The following is a 15,786-nucleotide window of genomic DNA, read 5'->3' as shown; positions in this document are numbered from 1 at the left end:
GACTGCATTGTCGGCTCACACCTCGGTTGCCAGCGGGCTGGTCGCGACCTCTGTGCCATCGGCGAGCACCGTGATCTCGAAGTCGGAGAACACCTGGGGGGCGACACCGACGAGTTGGCGGAGGCACTCGATCGCCAACCGTCGGATCTCCACGTCAGCGTGCTCGCTGGCCCGCATCGCGATGAAGTGCCGCCACGCCCGGTAGTTGCCGGTGACCACGATGCGTGTCTCGGTGGCGTTGGGCAGGACCGCGCGGGCCGCCTGACGGGCCTGTTTGCGTCGTAGCACCGCAGCGCCGCCGGCGGGCTGGTCGCCGATCAGCTTGGCCTCCAGGCGGCTGAGAAGCTCGGCGTAGGCGGCGCGGCCGGCATCGGCGGCGGCGGTGAAGATCTCCTCCAGCTCCGGGTCGTTCTCGATTCCCGGTGGTGCCACCACCTGCGACTCGTGCTCGGGCACAAAACGCTGGGACAGCTGCGAGTAGGAGAAGTGCCGGTGCCGGATGAGCTCGTGGGTGCAGGAGCGCGAGATGCCGGTGATGTAGAACGACACCGACGCGTGCTCGAGCACCGAGAAGTGCCCGACGTCGATGATGTGACGCAGATAGGACGCATTGGTGGCGGTGCGGGGATTGGGCTTCGACCAGCTCTGATAACAGGCGCGGCCGGCGAATTCCACCAACGCGGCGCCGCCGTCGGCGTCGGTGTCCCACGGCACGTCCTCCGGTGCCGAGAACTCCGTCTTGGCGATCAGCTGCACACGCAGCGGCGCGATCTCGGCCACGGGCCCAACCCTATCCGGCGACGACGCCGATTCGGCGGACCGCACCGGGGTTCGCTGGACAACTGTGTGTTAGTGAGTAACATGTTAGCTACTAACATCCGGGAGGCGAGCGTGCACACCGACGTCGTCGTGGTGGGGGCCGGCCCCACCGGCCTGACCCTCGCCTGCGCCCTTCGCTCTGCCGGGATCGCGGTACGGGTGCTCGACAAGGCGCCACACGCCGCTGTCACCTCGCGCGCCCTTGGCCTGCAACCCCGCGGCGTCGAAGTCCTCGACCGACTCTGCGCACTCGGCGGCATCCCCGACCGTGGCCTGCCGATTCGACGGGTGACCGTCAATGTCGACGGTCGGGCTCTGGCGAGCTTTCCCGTCGGCCTGTCCACCCGTCTCGGCGGACCTCGCGCGCTGTTGATCTCGCAGGCCGACATCGAGGGTGCGTTGCGCGAGCGCCTCACCGCCCTGGGGACGACCGTCGAATGGGGCCGGGCGGTGTGCGGTGTCACCGCGTCGTCGAATGGCGCCACCGTGCACCTCGAGGACGGCTCCGACGTCGACGCTGCCTGGGTGGTCGGCGCCGACGGTGCCCACAGCGTGATCCGACGGTGCATGGCCGTGGGCTTCCCGGGGGTACCGATCATCGAGCGTTTCCTGCTTGCCGACGTCCACGCCGACCTCGACCGGCCGCGTGACGGCGTGCAGACCTGGATGCGCGCCGACACCATGCTGGCCGCGTTCCCGCTGCCCGGCGAGGACCTCTGGCGGCTGATGGCCCTGGCGCCCGAGGGTCACGAGAATCAAACCCAGGACGAGATCGTCGAGACCCTGGCACGCCACCTCGCAGAGGAAGCCGGAGCGACGGTGCGCTCGACGGAATGGACGTCGACGTTCCGCATCCACCGCAGGCTCGCCGACAGCTACCGCACCGGCCGGGTGTTGCTCGCGGGCGACGCCGCCCACATCCACAGCCCGTTCGGCGGTCAGGGGATGAACACCGGGATAGGTGACGCCGAGAACCTCGCATTCAAACTGGCCTCGTCATCTCGGGCCGCGCTGCCGACCGGCTGCTCGACACCTACGCCGCCGAGCGGCGACCCGTGGCCGAGGATGTGCTCACCTCGACCAGTGGGGTCACGCGGATCGTGGTGGGCCAAGGGCGCCTGTCGCGACTGCTGCGCAACCGGGTGGCCGTGCCCTTGCTCAATCGTCGCCCCATCCAGCAGTTCATGACCGACAAGAGTTCGCAGTTGCAGGTCTCCTACCGGCGCGGGCCGCTCGGCGCCGGACATCTGCGGCTGCTGCCGGGACTCCGGGCCGGTGACCGGGTGCGTGACCGCGCCTGCCTCACCGACGACGGCCGTGCGGTTCGGCTCTATCAGGTGCTCGGTCCCGGGTGGGCTGTGCTGGGTGACCGGAGCATCGCCGAGGTGGCGAAGGCCCGCCTGGGCGAGGTTGCTGCACTCCACGGACAAAAGGACACCCTCCTGATTCGGCCGGACGGACACCTGGCGTGGCGTGGAACCAGTCACGGGGCCCTCGAGGCGTGGCTCGATGAGGCACTCGGGGAGCGGACGCCGGTGTCGTGACCGAGACGACCTGGCACGCCCGCAAGAAAGCGCGGACCCGTCGCCTCATCCAGGACCACGCACTTGCGCTCTTCGCCGAAAAAGGCTTCGATGCAACCACTGTCGACGAGATCGCCGCCTCGGCAGGCGTCTCGCACATGACGTTCTTCCGGCACTTCCCGCAGAAGGAAGCAGTGGTCGAGTACGACGAATACGATCCGCTGCTCGAAGAGTTCATCGCGACGCGCCCACCCGGAGAACCGCCGCTGGCCGCCGTCGGGGCCGCGTTACGCGAAGGATTGCGCGCGATCTTGGCGACCGACCGGGACGCGTTGCTGATCCGGACCCGGCTGGTGCTCGACACTCCGGCACTGCGGAGCCGGAACCTGTTGGCCCAGGAACAGACTCGGGACCTCATCGCGCGAGCTCTGGCACGCCGAGCGGGTTTGGCCGCCCCGAACTACGCCGTCACCGTGCAGGCCGCCGCCGTGTTGGGGGCCATGACCGTGGCGATCTCGGCGTGGGCGGCCGGGGACGACGAGGATCTGGTCGCGCTTTTCGACCGCGCGTTCGCCGTGCTACAGGACGGGTTCGTCGGCGGCGGGTGACGACCGACCGCGTTAGTGTTGGCCATGGCCGTGACGCTCACCTCCCGACTGCTCGACGTCATCGAACACGACGTCCTTCCGCTCACCGAGCGCGCCGTCGCCGACGGCAACAAGGTGTTCGGCGCGGCGCTGTTGCACAAATCGGACCTCTCACTGGTCATCGCGGGCACCAACGACGAAACCGACAATCCGCTCTGGCACGGTGAGATCAACACGCTGCGGCAGTTCTACGAGCTGCCGGCGCGGCCGTCGACGCGCGATCTGGTGTTCCTGACCACCCACGAGCCCTGCACGCTGTGCATGTCGGCCATCACCTGGGCGGGCTTCGACAACTACTACTACTTCTACAGTCACGAGGATTCTCGGGACAGCTTCGCGATCCCCCACGACCTCGCGATCCTCAAGGAGGTGTTCGGCCTGGACCCCGGCGGGTACCGCCGCACCAATGAGTACTGGACGGCATACGCGATCGGCGACCTGATCGACGGCGAGCCCGAACCGCTACGCACCCGACTGCGCGAGCAGCGCCACGTCATCCGCGGCCGCTACGATGCGCTGTCGACGCAGTATCAGGAAACCAAGGGTGACAACGTCATTCCACTGAATTAGGGGCATTCGGCCTGATCGAGATAACGGCGTTGGGACCGGTTGCCGCCGGCACGTTTCGACCGGTACATCGTCTCGTCAGCCACCCGGATCAGCTGCTCGATGAAGTCGGCGACGCTGTCCGAGACATCCACGGGCAGAGCCGCGCTGCAGGTTCCGAGGCTGGCGGTGATCCGGTAGGGCGTCGCGGCAATGCCGGCGCGGATGCGTTCGGCCGCCGCGGCATGCTCCGCAGCGGTGGCGGTGTCGGCGATGACGAACTCCTCGCCGCCCAGCCGGCCGAGAACCGCGCCTCGACTGCAGTTCTCGGCAAGAACGACGCCGACACCGACCAGCGCCTGATCGCCGACTGCATGCCCCCTGGTGTCGTTGAGCTTCTTGAAGTCGTCGAGGTCGACCATCGTGACGTTGAGGTGCAGGCCTGCCGTACCCTGCACTGCCACCAGGAGCTCCTGGACCGCGTTGTAGAACGAGCGCCTGTTCAGCAGTCCGGTCAACGGATCGCGGTCGGAGTTCCTCAGATCCACTCGCAACGTGTGCACCACCGAGTAGATCCCGAACGGAACCCCGATGTTCAGACCGATCACGAGCAGAAACGACGCGACCACCAGAACGCCGTCCCCGGTGTCGACGAACATCCTGGTGGCGGTGATGGCGGCACAGCCCATGGCCACCACAAAGTTCGCGAGCACATGTGCCAAGGCGTGGAAGTAGGCCAGGAACCCACCGACGGCCGCGAAGAGCGTGCATCCCATCAACCCGCCGTACGGGTCCGGTACCACGAGGCAGCCTGCGGCGATGCAACCCGAGCAGACAGCGTTGTAAATCAGCGACTGGGTGCGGGACGGCCAGCGCAGCAACCACAACGTCGATACCGCGAACGCCGAGACCGCAGCGGCGATCGCGAAGCCCCTCCGCAGGGCGGTGTCCGGCCCGGCAGGGCTGGCGAGCAGCAACAGGGGAACCGCACCCAGGAACACCGTGAAGACGAAGACGGCAAGACGCCACCGCAACTGCAGCCCGCGGTCACGCAGATAGATGGTGAACCAGTCGAACTGGTCGGTCTGCCACCAGCCCATCAGCGACCCCGTCCGAACGTGCACATTCCTGACCGGCGCGCGTCCACGTCAGCGCAACCATACCGAAGTGTGCCCGCGAATCAGCGCTGCGTCATCTCGGAAGCCCGACCTGCATCGCCTAACGCGGGTTGGCGTTGACGAAATCCACCACGACTTCGGCGAGCTCGCGGCCTTTGTCCTCCTGCAGGAAGTGGCCGGCCTGCTCGATCGTCACCAGGGGCTGCCCGGCGGCTCCCGGGACGAGCTTGCGCAGCATCGGTGCGGCATCACGGGTGATCGGGTCGGAGTCGGAGAACGCACACAGGAAAGGCCGGTCGAAACGGCGCAGCGACTCCCAGGCGGCCCGGTTCGCCGCAGACGCGGGATCGTCGGGGCTGGTCGGTACCAGCATCGGGAAGTGCCGTGCGCCGGCCTTGTAGGAATCGTCGGGGAACGGCGCGTCGTAGGCCGCCATCACGTCTGCGGGCACATTCGACACACAGGCGTTGTTGATGATCTTGCCGACGGGGAACTCCGGGCTCTCCTGGCTGAACCGTCGCCATGCCAGGAACGCCTCACCGGGAGGCTGATCTCCCGTGGGCAGCACGGTGTTGGCGGCCACGACTCTGGCGAACCGGTCCGGGTGCTCGCCCACCAGGCGCAGGCCGATGAGTCCACCCCAGTCCTGGCAGACCAACGTCATGTCGGTCAGGCCGATGGCCTCGATGGCCGCCCAGGTCCAGTCGACATGCGCTTGGTAGGTGTAGCTTTCCCGGAGGGTCGGTTTGTCGCTGCGGCCGAACCCGACGAGGTCGATCGCGACGGCGCGCAACCCGGCGTCGACGAGGACCGGGATCATTTTCCGGTACAGATAGCTCCAGGACGGCTCGCCGTGGAGCAACAACACCACCTCCCCGTCCGGCGGCCCCTCGTCGAGGTAGTGCATCCGCAATCCCGCGAGGTCTGCGCCCAGCTCGACATAGTGCGGCGCGAAGGGAAAATCCGGCAGCTGTTCGAAGCGCTCGTCGGGCGTGCGGAGAAAGTCCATGGGCACCATCCTTTCCCTACGGGCACCACTTAACCAAGACTGCGGCGCAACTCCGTCACGAGGTCGCCGCGCTCACCGACGCTGACGTCGTCGAGCCCGAGCCAGCTCGCCATCGCACGCAGCTCCCCCGCCAGCGCCGCGGCGACCTGCGAATGCCGGTGCCCGTCCTCGGCGAACGCGCCGCCGACGTGGAGGGTGCTGGTGATCCGGTCGGCTTTGAGGTCGACCCGGCCGACGAGCTGCCCGTCGACCATCAACGGCCACACGTAGTAGCCGAACTGACGCCGGGGAGCCGGCGTGTAGATCTCGATGCGGTAATGGAACCCGAACAGCCGCTCGATCCTGGGACGGAAGAAGATCAGCGGGTCGAACGGGCACAGCAGTGCCGTCCCCCGGTCCTTGCGCGGGATGATCTGGCCGGCGCGCAGATAGGCCGGCGCCGCCCAGCCCGCGACGTCGACCCGCTCGATCTCCCCGCAGGCCAGCAGATCCGCGATGGCCGGCTTCACCTGCCGGGCGGCGAGCCGGAAGTAGTCGCGCAGGTCGGCTTCGGTGCCGATGCCGAGCGCGGTGGCCGCCCGCAGCGTCAGCTCCCGGATGGCGTCGGCTTCGTCGACGTCCCGTGCCACCACCTCGGCAGGCAGCACCCGTTCGGTGAGATCGTAGTGACGGGCGAACCCGACCCTGGTCGCCGTCGTCAGCACCCCTGCCGACCACAGCGCCTCGGCCACCCACTTGGTGTCGCTGCGATCCCACCACGGCCCCTTGCGCCCGCGGGGTGCGGACTCGAGGTGCGCCTCGATCTGAGCGGCGGTCGACGGACCCAGGGCCGCGACCGCGGCCACGATGTCGTCGGCGAGCCGGGCGTTGCGCTTGACGATCTCGGTTCCCCACCGGCCATGGCGGTACTCCCGCATGCGCCAGCGCAGCAGCGGCCAGTCGTCGACCGACATCAGCGCGGCCTCGTGCGCCCAGTACTCGACGAGCAGCCGCGGTGAGCGCGCCGAGTGACTCCACGCCGCCCGGTCCAGCACCTGACGGTCGTAGGGACCGAGCCGGCTGAAAACGGGTGCGTAGTGCGCTCGTACCGCCACCGACACCGAGTCCAGCTGCAGCACCTGGATGCGGTCGGTCAGCCTGCGCAGGTGCGCCCGGGTGACCGGGCCACCCGGCTTGGGTTCGGTGAATCCCTGCGCGGTGACGGCGATCCGGCGTGCCTGGGCGGCGGTCAGCGTCGCCCCGCGAGCGGGGGCAGAGGAAGCCATCACGACATCGTCGCCTACCGCACCGACAGAATGCGACGTCGCGGCTACGACTCGGGGATGCGGTGATAACTGTAGAACCGGTAACGCAACCCCGAGGAGCTGTCCTGCCAGGGCCCTTCGGTGCCGGCCCAGGACTCGTCGAGGACCGGCGCCAACGCGTCGTCGTCCTGCCTGTGCAGATCGAGGTCGACCTCGGTGATTTCACATCGGCTCGCCAGCGGCAGCGCCAGACCGTAGATCTGCGAACCACCGATCACCCAGGCGTCGTCGAGCGGCGCGTCCTCGAGGGAGCCGACGACTTGCGCCCCTTCGGCCAGGTAACCGGGCTGCCGTGTCACCACGATGTTCTTGCGGCCGGGCAACGGGCGCACAGTTGTCGGCAGTGACTCCCAGGTCAGCCTGCCCATGATGACGGTGTGGCCCATGGTGAGCTCTTTGAAGCGGACCAGGTCCTCGGGCACCCGCCACGGAACGGTGTTGTCCCGGCCGATGACCCCGGAGCTGGACTGCGCCCAGATCAGGTTGAGGGTCGCCGTCATGATCCGGACCCGCGAGCAGTCCTCATGATTCGGACCTGCGAGCAGTCCTCCATGATTCGGACCTGCGAGCAGTCCTCATACCGCCACCGGTGCCTTGATCGCCGGATGTGGGTCGTAGTTCTTCACGACGATATCGTCGTAGGTGTAGTCGAAGATCGAATCCCGATGCGCCAGAACGAGTTCCGGGTAGGGACGCGGAGTCCGCGACAGTTGCTCGGTGACCTGCTCGACGTGGTTGTCATAGATGTGACAGTCTCCTCCGGTCCAGATGAACTCGCCGACACCGAGGCCGGCCTGCGCGGCCATCATGTGGGTCAGCAGCGCATAGCTGGCGATGTTGAACGGCACCCCCAGGAACAGGTCGGCGCTGCGTTGGTAGAGCTGACAGCTCAGTTGGCCCTGTGCCACGTAGAACTGAAAGAACGCGTGGCACGGCGGCAGCGCCATCTGCGGTATCTCTCCGACGTTCCACGCCGAGACGATGTTGCGTCGCGAGTCGGGGTCGGACTTCAGCAGTTCCAGAGCTGCGCTGATCTGGTCGATGTGGGCACCCGACGGCGTCGGCCAGGACCGCCACTGGACGCCGTACACCGGGCCGAGATCTCCTGTGGGGGACGCCCATTCGTCCCAGATCGTGACACCGCGTTCTTGCAGCCACCGGACGTTCGAGTCACCGCGCAGGAACCACAGCAGCTCGTAGACGATCGACTTGGTATGCACCTTCTTCGTGGTGATCAGCGGAAACCCGGCCCCGAGGTCGTAGCGCAGCTGGTGACCGAACAGGCTGCGGGTCCCGGTGCCGGTGCGGTCGGACTTCGGGATCCCGGTGTCGAGCACCCGGCGCAACAGATCCTCATACGGGGTGGCGATCGGCACGCGCCCAGCTTACGTGGCCCGGCCGGAGTAGAACTACAACCATGCCGACGATCAACGATGCCGTGGCGACCGCCGACGGCTCCTGCCCTGTCTCCCTACACACCCCCGACGGGAACGGGCCCTGGCCCGGCGTCGTCATGTACCCCGACGCGGGAGGCGTGCGCCCCACCTTTTCCGCGATGGCCGACGAACTCGCCGGTCATGGATACGCCGTGCTGGTGCCGGACGTCTACTACCGCGAGGGTGAGTGGGCGCCGTTCAGCATGGCCACGGTGTTCGAGGACCAGGCCGAACGCGCGCGGTTGTTCGCGATGATCTCCACGGTGACCACCGACAGGATGGTGGCCGACGCAACGGCGTTCTTCGATTATCTGTCGGCGCGGCCTGAGGTCAGCGGAACGTCGTTCGGAACCACCGGGTACTGCATGGGCGGCCGCACCTCCCTGGTGGTCGCCGGCAGTGTTCCCGAGCGGGTCGCGGCGGCGATGTCCTTCCACGGCGGCGGGCTCGCAGCCGACGATCCCGGGAGCCCGCACCTGCTCGCCGACCGGATGCGGGCGGCGGTTTATGTGGGGGCCGCTCAGGACGACCGGTCGTTCACCGCCGAGGACGGCGAGACCCTGGACCAGGCGCTCACCGCGGCAGGGGTCGAGCACACGATCGAGTTCTACCCCGCGTTGCACGGGTTCGCGGTGCCGGACAACGCTCCGTACGACGAGGCGGCGGCGCGGCGCCACTGGGACGCGACGACCACGTTTTTTGCTGCGCACCTGCCGCGGTGACGGACCCGGCCCCGGAGAACCTCAGGACGCAGGCGAGTGCGCGCCTGAGCCGCCGGGGCGTTTGCGGCGGAACGCGTTGCGGACGTCGCGCAGCACGTAGCCCGCAACGACGATGTTCAGTGCCACGAGCACGATGAACATCAACATCCAGTTCGATCGACTGTGGTCGATGTGCCACCAGATGACCGTGAACAACAGGGTGGCCACCAGCACCATGACGTCGCGCCAGCCGCCGAGCCCCGTGTAGCTCGACGCCGCTTCGCGCAGTTGCCTGCTCTTGTCGGTCGCGGCGATGAGGTCGTCGATGCGCTGATCGATGCTGCGCTGCAGCCTGGCCCGGCGGTCCTCCTGCTCCGCTGGGATGCGGGCGAGCAGATCGAGATCCTTGCTGATCAGTCCGCGCATGTCGGGCGGCTTGATGTTGCCCGCGGCCGCTCCGAGCAACGCGCCCCCGGCGATCGGCGCGGCGCCCAGGGCGAGTTCGGCGATTCCCGGCATGTGTTTCCCTCCGTCAATCTGTCGCTGCGGCCAGGGGGCCGAGCCTTCGTCTCAGCTGGTCGACCCAGATCCGGTGATCGGCCGCAGCGAAGGCGCCGTCCATGCTCCGCTGAAGAACTCCGCGCGTGGGCGGTAGAGCCGAATCAGATAGTTCCAACCTGGCGGTGTGATGATGCAGTTCGGCATGTCAGCCGCCCCGGACCCGGCGCTGAAGTACACGGTGATCGACCCGTCCTCGTTCGGTGCCCCGGTGACACTGTTGACGGAGTAGAGCCCATGAGGATTCGGCTCGAAGAAGCCGTCGGCGTTGTACACCGAGACAGACCAGAACGCGTCGACCGGAACGTCCTTGAACGTCAGCTCGTAATCGCCAGGCGCCACGCCGGGGTCGACGCCGACGTAGGCTGCCTCCGACGTCGGGAGGCCACCCCATCCAGCGGCAGTGCCGATCAGGTGGCGAATCGGATCGACGTCTTCCGACCTGCCGAATGCACGCTCAAAGCCCGTCAAGCCGCTCGCCAAGCTGAGCAGGGCGGCGCGCGTCTTGTCGAGAGTGACGGTGTCGTACTCCGGACCGGTGAATGCCTCCGACGAATTCGACTCCAGGGAGATCCGGTCCTGAAGAGCACCGACCGCGGCAACGTCGCTGGGATCGCGCGGGTCGACCAGAGTACGGACCGCCACCAATGCGTAACGCGACCCACAGCACTCTCGGGTCAACTGGTGACGGACCGGAGAATGAAGGATCACATTGATGAAGTGATTTTCGTTCACCACCATTGCCGACATGTATCGGCCTCCGCACTCGGGCAATGAGAGCCAGGCCGGCTTCGCCAGATCGACGATCGCGAAGCTGTAGAGCGTGTCCCGGTTCAACCGGATGACGGTCTGCTCGTCGATCGGCGCCGGTACCCGCTTATGCCGGAAACGTCCGACCCCGCCCGCGTCGCGCTGGATGTCCCCGAACATCCGGTGCGTCTCCGCTCGCACGAAGTTATCGGCGTTCACCAGGACCGCCATGTCGACTTCTCCCATCAGTTCAACTGAACCCACCCTCGATCGAAACACAAGCCACATTCCGGTGGGATGGTCTATCCCATCAATTGCGCAGCGACGCTCGCGCCGAGTTCCCAGCACGCTTCCAGGTCAGACTTGTCAGGCTTGCCTGCCACGATGACCGTCTGCGCGGCCTGTGCCCACCCCAGCCCGTTGGTGATGGACGAAACCGCGCGCTCGGCGCCCTCGGTGCCCTCGTTGCCGTGCAGATACAGACCGAATGGTCGGCCGCGGGTGGAATCGAGCAGCTGGTAGTAGGACTGATCGAAGGCGTGCTTGAGAGCGCCACTGATGTAGCCCAGGTTGGCTGGAGAGCCCAGAACGTAGCCGTCAGCCTCCAGCAACTCGGCGGGCGAGACCGTCAGGGCGGGTCGACGGATGACCTCCACGCCGTCGATGTCAGGGTCGGTCGCACCGGCGAGCACAGACTCGAACATCTCGTGGCAATGCGGTGACGGTGTGTGGTGAACGATCAGGAGCGTCTTGCTCACGATGCCTCCATCTCGACAGCCCTCTTCATCGCTTCCCGGGCCCGGGTGCGATCACCGGCATAGTCGTACGCGCGTGCCAATCGATACCAGCGCCGCCAGTTGTCGGGGTCGGATTCCAGTTCGTCGCGCACCGTCGCGAAAAGAGCGTCTGCGGCGTCTCGCTGGATACGGCCGGACGGCCTGCGGGGCAGTTCGCTGACGTCGAGTTCCATCCCCTCGTCTCGCGCCAGTCGTGCCAAGCGCTGGTGCGCCAGCCCGGCCCGCAACGTCGCCACCATCACCCAACTGCCGATGACCGGCAGGATCAGGATCGCCACGCCCAGCCCGATCGCCGCAGGCCGCCCAGAGGAGATGAACACGAACGCGGCGCGACCGAGCATCACGAAGTACACGACGAGCGCAACGCACATGAACGCGATCAGCAGCTGGATGCGTAGCGCGCGCGCTCCGTCACTCATGTCAGATCGAGAAGGGGCTCGAGACCCACCGTCAGCCCGGGGAACTCGCGGATCTTTCGCACGGCCAACAGCACTCCCGGCACGAACGACGTCCGGTCCATGCTGTCGTGCCTGATCGTCAACGTCTCACCCTGCGTGCCGAACAAAACTTCCTGATGTGCGACGAGCCCGGCGAGGCGTACCGAGTGGACCGGGACGCCGTCGACGTCGGCCCCACGCGCGCCGTCCAAACCGGTGCTGGTGGCATCGGGGTTGGGCGGCAGGCCTTTTCGTGCTGCGGCGATGAGCTTCGCGGTACGGGCGGCCGTCCCGGACGGGGCATCGGCCTTGTGCGGATGATGCAGCTCGATGACCTCTACGGACTCGAAGAACCGCGCTGCCTGCTGCGCGAAGTGCATGGACAACACCGCGCCGATCGCAAAGTTCGGCGCGATCAGCACCGCCACCTCGGGCTTGGCCGTCAACCAGCCCTTCACCTCGGCGATGCGCTCATCGGTGAAGCCGGTGGTGCCGATGACGGCGTGGATACCGTTGTCGATCAGGAACTTCAGGTTGTCCATCACCACGCTGGGATGAGTGAAATCGATGACCACCTCGGTGTCGGCCTCCACCAGCACCGACAGCGATTGGTCGGCGTCCACCCCTGCAGAGAATGTGAGATCGTCTGCATCCTGCACTGCCTGCACCATGGTCGCGCCGACCTTGCCGTGGGCGCCCAGCACTCCGACTCGCATGGCCTAACCCTAACGTGCGCGCCAGACCGCACTGTGGGCCTCGCGAGATACCTCTCCCCCGAAGACGGCAAAGATCCGCGACGACACCTCTACGCTTCTGGGTATGAACAGCATCGTCTCGGCACTGGCCGCTGCAGGCGCGTTGGCGTCGGCGGGCATCCTGGTCGCACCCGCCGGGGCGGCACCGGTGAGCTACGGAAGCAACGGCGTCTTCGGCGTCAGCACCCAACCGCGCGAGGGCTGGGCGACGACGTTCATCCCGCCCGGGCGCTACCGCGTCGACCAGTCACCGAGCATGCAGCCCTATCAGAGCGCTCCGGGGTACTGGTTACGATGCAGCAACTTCCCCTGTGCCGGAACATTTCCTGCCAACATCATCGCCACCGGCGGCGCACTGCGCGACGCCCCGACGTTCGTCGACATCCTGCCCGGCGACGTGGCGGTCAACCTGTACAACGTCACGTTGACAGCTGCGTAGCGCCACCCCATGCGCGGCTACAAGATCCTGATCACCGGCGCGTCGGGCCAGGTGGCAACCCCCGTCGCGAAAGCGCTGGTGGCCGACAACGAGGTGTGGGGCATCGCCCGCTTCACCGATGCCGCCGCCCGCGAAGAGCTGGAGAAGTCCGGGGTGCGTTGCGAGACGGTCAATCTGGCTGCCGGTGACTTCTCCGGCATTCCCCGCGATTTCGACTATGTGCTGAACCTGGCGGTGGCCAAGAGCGGGCGCTGGGACAAGGACCTCGGGGCCAACGCGGAATCCGTCGGCCTGCTGATGGCGCACTGTTCCGATGCAAAAGCGTTCCTGCAGTGCTCGTCGGCGGCGGTGTACGACCCGCCGGACGACGAACCGCGCACCGAGTCCACCGCGCTCGGCGACAACCACAAGTCGTTGTTCCCCACCTACTCCATCTCCAAGATCGCCGGTGAGGTGGTGGCCCGGTCGATGGCGCGAGCCCTCGGCGTGCCGACGGTCATCGCGCGCCTCAACGTGCCCTACGGCGACCACGGCGGCTGGCCGTTCTACCACATGGAGATGCTGCTGAACGGGGTCCCGATCCCCGTTCCACCTGGCGGGCCGGCGCGCTACAACCCCATCCACGAGGACGACATCATCGCCACGCTGCCCAAGCTGCTCGACGCCGCGTCGGTACCGGCCACCACCGTCAACTGGTGCGGCGAACAGGAAGTCAGCCTGCAGGAGTGGGCCCGATACATCGGTTCGATGGTCGGCCGAGAACCCGTGTTCGAGGACAGCGCCCAGGCCCTGCGCGGCGGACCCACCGACTCCACCAGAATGCGTGAGCTCACCGGCGGCACCACTGTCGATTGGCGTGACGGGATCCGGCGGATGGTCACGACGTTCCACCCCGAACTGGTCGGCTGACAACGCGTCACAACGGCGACGCCCCCCGAAGGTGCTCGAAGATCAACGATGTCTGCGTGCCTGCGACATCGGCGTCGGCGTTGAGGTTCTCCACGACGAACGACCGCAGGTCGTCGGTGTCGCGCGCGGCCACGTGCAGGATGAAGTCGTCGGCGCCTGCCAGGAAATACACGTCCATCACCTGGGGCATCCGGCGGATGTGCTGGATGAAGTTGCGGATCTTGCTTCGCGCGTTGAATTGCAGGCTGACCGAGATCATCGCCTGCAGGGTCAGACCGATGGCGGCCGGGTCGATGTCCGCGTAGAAGCCCCGGATCACGCCGGACTCCTGCAGCCGGCGCACCCGGCCGTGGCAGGTCGACGCGGCGATACCGACCAGCTCGGCCAGCGCGCTGTTGGACATGCGGGCGTCGGCGTGCAGCGCAGTCAGGATCCGCCGGTCGACGTCATCGATCACGGCCGGCCGAACATCCTTCGGGGACCGCGGCTGCCGATCGGCAGGCTGTGATGAATATTCACTCACGAGCGAAGAGTATCGAAAGATAGTCGACTTTATTGCACAGACCCCGGCAGTTCTTCACAATTAGCACCAACAACCAATACTTTGAGGAGCGATCATGCGTGTCGGCATCCCGACCGAGATCAAGAACAACGAGTTTCGCGTGGCGATCACCCCGTCGGGGGTCGCCGAGCTGGTCCGCCGCGGTCATGAGGTCCTCATCGAGTCCGGTGCCGGCGACGGATCGGCGATCTCGGACGCAGACTTCAAGCGCGCGGGAGCGCAGCTCGTCACCGAAGCCGACGAGGTATGGGCCGAGGCAGAGCTGCTGCTCAAGGTCAAGGAGCCGATCGAGGCCGAGTACTCGCGGATGCGCAAGGGACAAACGCTGTTCACCTACCTGCATCTGGCCGCATCCAGGCCGTGCACCGACGCACTGCTGGCCTCCGGGACCACCTCGATCGCCTACGAGACCGTGCAGACCACCGGATCGGACGGGTCGGTGGCACTCCCTCTCCTCGCGCCGATGTCCGAGGTGGCCGGCCGGTTGTCCGCGCAGGTCGGCGCCTACCACCTGATGCGCACCAAGGGCGGTCGCGGGGTGCTGATGGGCGGCGTCCCCGGCGTCGCCCCGGCCAAGGTCGTCGTCATCGGCGGCGGGATGGCGGGCGACAACGCCGCGGCGGTGGCCTGGGGTATGGGCGCCCACGTCACGGTGTTCGACCTGAATGTCAACACGCTGCGCAAGATCGACGCCGAGTACGGCGGCGCCATCGAGACCCGCTACTCGTCGACGCTCGACCTCGACGATGCGGTCAAGGCGGCCGATCTCGTGATCGGCGCCGTCCTGGTGCCTGGCGCGAAGGCGCCCAAGCTGGTCACCAATTCGACTGTCGCTCAAATGAAGTCGGGTGCAGTGTTGGTCGACATCGCCATCGACCAGGGCGGCTGCTTCGAGGATTCACGCCCGACCACCCACGACGACCCGACGTTCCCGGTGCACGACACCGTCTTCTACTGCGTGGCCAACATGCCGGGCGCGGTGCCGCGGACGTCGACCTTTGCGCTGACCAACGCCACCATGCCGTACGTCCTCAAGCTCGCCGACAAGGGCTGGAAGAGCGCCTGCCGCGCCGATAGCGCTCTGGCGAAAGGACTCTCGACCCACGAGGGGGCGCTGTTGTCCGAGCAGGTGGCCACCGACCTCGAGCTGCCGTACACCGATCCGGCGGGCCTGCTGGCCTGACCGACGGCCTAGATGGCCACCGGCCGGTCGTCGGCTCCGCCCCAGGCATCCACGGCCTCCTGCACGGGAAGTCCGAGGGCACCGCACAGCCCGACCACCGTCCCGAAGCTCGGGCTCGGCATCCGGCCGACCTCGATCTTGCGCAGTGTCTCGGGGGAGATCCCGGCGTCCCGTGCGATCACCTCGGGATCGCGACCGGCTCGGGCTGTTCTGATCAGCGCGCCGAGACGCTGCCCGGCTCGCACCTGTTCCGGACTCAGAGGTACACGCACCATGCCGCCAGCATAGTCGGT

General features: G+C 67.1%; 21 protein-coding genes. 8 read left to right on the top strand and 13 right to left on the bottom strand.

All coding sequences use genetic code 11. From position 1 onward, the window contains the following. Window positions 1–15: 15 nt before the first annotated feature. Window positions 16–780, bottom strand: a complete 765-nt coding sequence (thyX, locus tag G6N53_RS15470; protein ID WP_163889755.1) for an FAD-dependent thymidylate synthase — start codon at window positions 778–780, stop codon at window positions 16–18. Window positions 781–861: 81 nt separating this feature from the next. Here thyX and G6N53_RS15465 point away from each other — a divergent pair, with 81 nt between their 5' ends. From G6N53_RS15465 to G6N53_RS15455, 4 genes are read left to right on the top strand one after another with little or no spacing between them, the layout of a single operon-like run. Continuing rightward, complete coding sequence (locus G6N53_RS15465) at window positions 862–2,007, top strand: FAD-dependent monooxygenase (RefSeq protein WP_205390386.1); 1,146 nt, start codon at window positions 862–864, stop codon at window positions 2,005–2,007. Further along, window positions 2,004–2,363, top strand: coding sequence for an aromatic-ring hydroxylase C-terminal domain-containing protein (locus G6N53_RS29900; RefSeq protein WP_205390385.1), 360 nt, complete (start codon window positions 2,004–2,006; stop codon window positions 2,361–2,363). The genes G6N53_RS15465 and G6N53_RS29900 overlap by 4 nt, the downstream gene beginning before the upstream one ends. Further along, window positions 2,360–2,950, top strand: a complete 591-nt coding sequence (locus G6N53_RS15460) for an acyl-CoA-like ligand-binding transcription factor (protein ID WP_163889753.1) — start codon at window positions 2,360–2,362, stop codon at window positions 2,948–2,950. The genes G6N53_RS29900 and G6N53_RS15460 overlap by 4 nt, the downstream gene beginning before the upstream one ends. A 24-nt stretch (window positions 2,951–2,974) precedes the next feature. Then, a complete protein-coding gene (locus tag G6N53_RS15455; RefSeq protein ID WP_163889751.1) occupies window positions 2,975–3,559 on the top strand; it encodes a tRNA-specific adenosine deaminase in 585 nt (194 codons plus the stop codon). Here G6N53_RS15455 and G6N53_RS15450 read toward each other — a convergent pair. The 5 genes from G6N53_RS15450 to G6N53_RS15430 form a co-directional block, all read right to left on the bottom strand. Then, window positions 3,556–4,659, bottom strand: coding sequence for a GGDEF domain-containing protein (locus tag G6N53_RS15450; RefSeq protein WP_237166531.1), 1,104 nt, complete (start codon window positions 4,657–4,659; stop codon window positions 3,556–3,558). The two genes, G6N53_RS15455 and G6N53_RS15450, sit on opposite strands and share 4 nt — an antisense overlap. A gap of 94 nt (window positions 4,660–4,753) precedes the next feature. Further along, window positions 4,754–5,662 (bottom strand): haloalkane dehalogenase, encoded by a 909-nt coding sequence (locus G6N53_RS15445; protein ID WP_163889749.1) that lies wholly within the window; start codon window positions 5,660–5,662, stop codon window positions 4,754–4,756. Window positions 5,663–5,691: 29 nt separating this feature from the next. Further along, entirely contained in the window at window positions 5,692–6,927 is a 1,236-nt protein-coding gene (locus G6N53_RS15440; RefSeq protein ID WP_163889747.1) for a winged helix-turn-helix domain-containing protein, read from the bottom strand. 44 nt (window positions 6,928–6,971) lie between these two features. After that, the gene (locus G6N53_RS15435) at window positions 6,972–7,466 is read right to left on the bottom strand and encodes a dihydrofolate reductase (RefSeq protein WP_163889745.1); all 495 of its coding nucleotides are present in this window, start codon (window positions 7,464–7,466) and stop codon (window positions 6,972–6,974) included. Between the two features lie 75 nt (window positions 7,467–7,541). Further along, window positions 7,542–8,342, bottom strand: coding sequence for a thymidylate synthase (locus G6N53_RS15430; RefSeq protein ID WP_163889743.1), 801 nt, complete (start codon window positions 8,340–8,342; stop codon window positions 7,542–7,544). 41 nt (window positions 8,343–8,383) lie between these two features. On the opposite strand from G6N53_RS15430, the gene G6N53_RS15425 reads away from it, so the two are divergent. Continuing rightward, the gene (locus tag G6N53_RS15425; RefSeq protein ID WP_163889741.1) at window positions 8,384–9,124 is read left to right on the top strand and encodes a dienelactone hydrolase family protein; all 741 of its coding nucleotides are present in this window, start codon (window positions 8,384–8,386) and stop codon (window positions 9,122–9,124) included. Window positions 9,125–9,145: 21 nt separating this feature from the next. On the opposite strand, the gene G6N53_RS15420 is transcribed toward G6N53_RS15425, so the two are convergent. The 5 genes from G6N53_RS15420 to dapB all read right to left on the bottom strand — a co-directional run bounded on the left by G6N53_RS15420 (window position 9,146) and on the right by dapB (window position 12,361). Next, entirely contained in the window at window positions 9,146–9,622 is a 477-nt protein-coding gene (locus G6N53_RS15420; protein ID WP_163889739.1) for a hypothetical protein, read from the bottom strand. Between the two features lie 51 nt (window positions 9,623–9,673). After that, window positions 9,674–10,642, bottom strand: coding sequence for a DUF1214 domain-containing protein (locus G6N53_RS15415; protein WP_163895931.1), 969 nt, complete (start codon window positions 10,640–10,642; stop codon window positions 9,674–9,676). A gap of 71 nt (window positions 10,643–10,713) precedes the next feature. Further along, window positions 10,714–11,169 (bottom strand): flavodoxin family protein, encoded by a 456-nt coding sequence (locus G6N53_RS15410; RefSeq protein WP_163889737.1) that lies wholly within the window; start codon window positions 11,167–11,169, stop codon window positions 10,714–10,716. Continuing rightward, window positions 11,166–11,627: a tetratricopeptide repeat protein gene (locus G6N53_RS15405; RefSeq protein WP_163889735.1), complete on the bottom strand. Its 462-nt coding sequence runs from the start codon at window positions 11,625–11,627 to the stop codon at window positions 11,166–11,168. Before G6N53_RS15405 ends, G6N53_RS15410 begins: the two co-directional genes overlap by 4 nt. Continuing rightward, window positions 11,624–12,361 (bottom strand): 4-hydroxy-tetrahydrodipicolinate reductase, encoded by a 738-nt coding sequence (gene dapB, locus G6N53_RS15400; protein WP_163889733.1) that lies wholly within the window; start codon window positions 12,359–12,361, stop codon window positions 11,624–11,626. Before dapB ends, G6N53_RS15405 begins: the two co-directional genes overlap by 4 nt. 103 nt (window positions 12,362–12,464) lie before the next feature. On the opposite strand from dapB, the gene G6N53_RS15395 reads away from it, so the two are divergent. Both G6N53_RS15395 and G6N53_RS15390 read left to right on the top strand, forming a co-directional pair. Then, window positions 12,465–12,839 (top strand): hypothetical protein, encoded by a 375-nt coding sequence (locus G6N53_RS15395; RefSeq protein ID WP_205390384.1) that lies wholly within the window; start codon window positions 12,465–12,467, stop codon window positions 12,837–12,839. Between the two features lie 9 nt (window positions 12,840–12,848). Continuing rightward, window positions 12,849–13,748: an NAD-dependent epimerase/dehydratase family protein gene (locus tag G6N53_RS15390; RefSeq protein WP_163889731.1), complete on the top strand. Its 900-nt coding sequence runs from the start codon at window positions 12,849–12,851 to the stop codon at window positions 13,746–13,748. Between the two features lie 7 nt (window positions 13,749–13,755). Here the strand turns inward: G6N53_RS15390 and aldR are convergent, their stop codons facing one another. Next, complete coding sequence (gene aldR, locus G6N53_RS15385) at window positions 13,756–14,271, bottom strand: HTH-type transcriptional regulator AldR (protein WP_163889729.1); 516 nt, start codon at window positions 14,269–14,271, stop codon at window positions 13,756–13,758. 94 nt (window positions 14,272–14,365) lie between these two features. On the opposite strand from aldR, the gene ald reads away from it, so the two are divergent. Further along, window positions 14,366–15,493 carry an alanine dehydrogenase gene (gene ald / locus G6N53_RS15380; protein WP_163889727.1) on the top strand — a complete coding sequence of 376 codons (1,128 nt, stop codon included), beginning with the start codon at window positions 14,366–14,368 and terminating at the stop codon, window positions 15,491–15,493. A gap of 8 nt (window positions 15,494–15,501) precedes the next feature. On the opposite strand, the gene G6N53_RS15375 is transcribed toward ald, so the two are convergent. After that, window positions 15,502–15,768 (bottom strand): helix-turn-helix domain-containing protein, encoded by a 267-nt coding sequence (locus G6N53_RS15375; RefSeq protein WP_163889725.1) that lies wholly within the window; start codon window positions 15,766–15,768, stop codon window positions 15,502–15,504. Window positions 15,769–15,786 lie beyond the last annotated feature (18 nt).

This window comes from Mycolicibacterium hippocampi (assembly GCF_010723735.1).
Taxonomy (GTDB): Bacteria; Actinomycetota; Actinomycetes; order Mycobacteriales; family Mycobacteriaceae; genus Mycobacterium; species Mycobacterium hippocampi.
The sequence above is the reverse complement of the archived record's forward strand: the minus strand, read 5'-3'. Positions and strand labels throughout refer to the sequence as shown.

Coding starts and splice junctions, on each gene's coding strand:
- G6N53_RS15465 (WP_205390386.1), top strand. CDS start 862: ATGTTAGCTACTAACATCCGGGAGGCGAGCGTGCACACCGACGTCGTC.
- G6N53_RS29900 (WP_205390385.1), top strand. CDS start 2,004: ATGACCGACAAGAGTTCGCAGTTGCAGGTCTCCTACCGGCGCGGGCCG.
- G6N53_RS15455 (WP_163889751.1), top strand. CDS start 2,975: ATGGCCGTGACGCTCACCTCCCGACTGCTCGACGTCATCGAACACGAC.
- G6N53_RS15445 (WP_163889749.1), bottom strand. CDS start 5,662: ATGGACTTTCTCCGCACGCCCGACGAGCGCTTCGAACAGCTGCCGGAT.
- G6N53_RS15440 (WP_163889747.1), bottom strand. CDS start 6,927: ATGGCTTCCTCTGCCCCCGCTCGCGGGGCGACGCTGACCGCCGCCCAG.
- G6N53_RS15435 (WP_163889745.1), bottom strand. CDS start 7,466: ATGACGGCGACCCTCAACCTGATCTGGGCGCAGTCCAGCTCCGGGGTC.
- G6N53_RS15425 (WP_163889741.1), top strand. CDS start 8,384: ATGCCGACGATCAACGATGCCGTGGCGACCGCCGACGGCTCCTGCCCT.
- G6N53_RS15420 (WP_163889739.1), bottom strand. CDS start 9,622: ATGCCGGGAATCGCCGAACTCGCCCTGGGCGCCGCGCCGATCGCCGGG.
- G6N53_RS15415 (WP_163895931.1), bottom strand. CDS start 10,642: ATGGCGGTCCTGGTGAACGCCGATAACTTCGTGCGAGCGGAGACGCAC.
- G6N53_RS15405 (WP_163889735.1), bottom strand. CDS start 11,627: ATGAGTGACGGAGCGCGCGCGCTACGCATCCAGCTGCTGATCGCGTTC.
- dapB (WP_163889733.1), bottom strand. CDS start 12,361: ATGCGAGTCGGAGTGCTGGGCGCCCACGGCAAGGTCGGCGCGACCATG.
- G6N53_RS15395 (WP_205390384.1), top strand. CDS start 12,465: ATGAACAGCATCGTCTCGGCACTGGCCGCTGCAGGCGCGTTGGCGTCG.
- G6N53_RS15390 (WP_163889731.1), top strand. CDS start 12,849: ATGCGCGGCTACAAGATCCTGATCACCGGCGCGTCGGGCCAGGTGGCA.
- ald (WP_163889727.1), top strand. CDS start 14,366: ATGCGTGTCGGCATCCCGACCGAGATCAAGAACAACGAGTTTCGCGTG.
- G6N53_RS15375 (WP_163889725.1), bottom strand. CDS start 15,768: ATGGTGCGTGTACCTCTGAGTCCGGAACAGGTGCGAGCCGGGCAGCGT.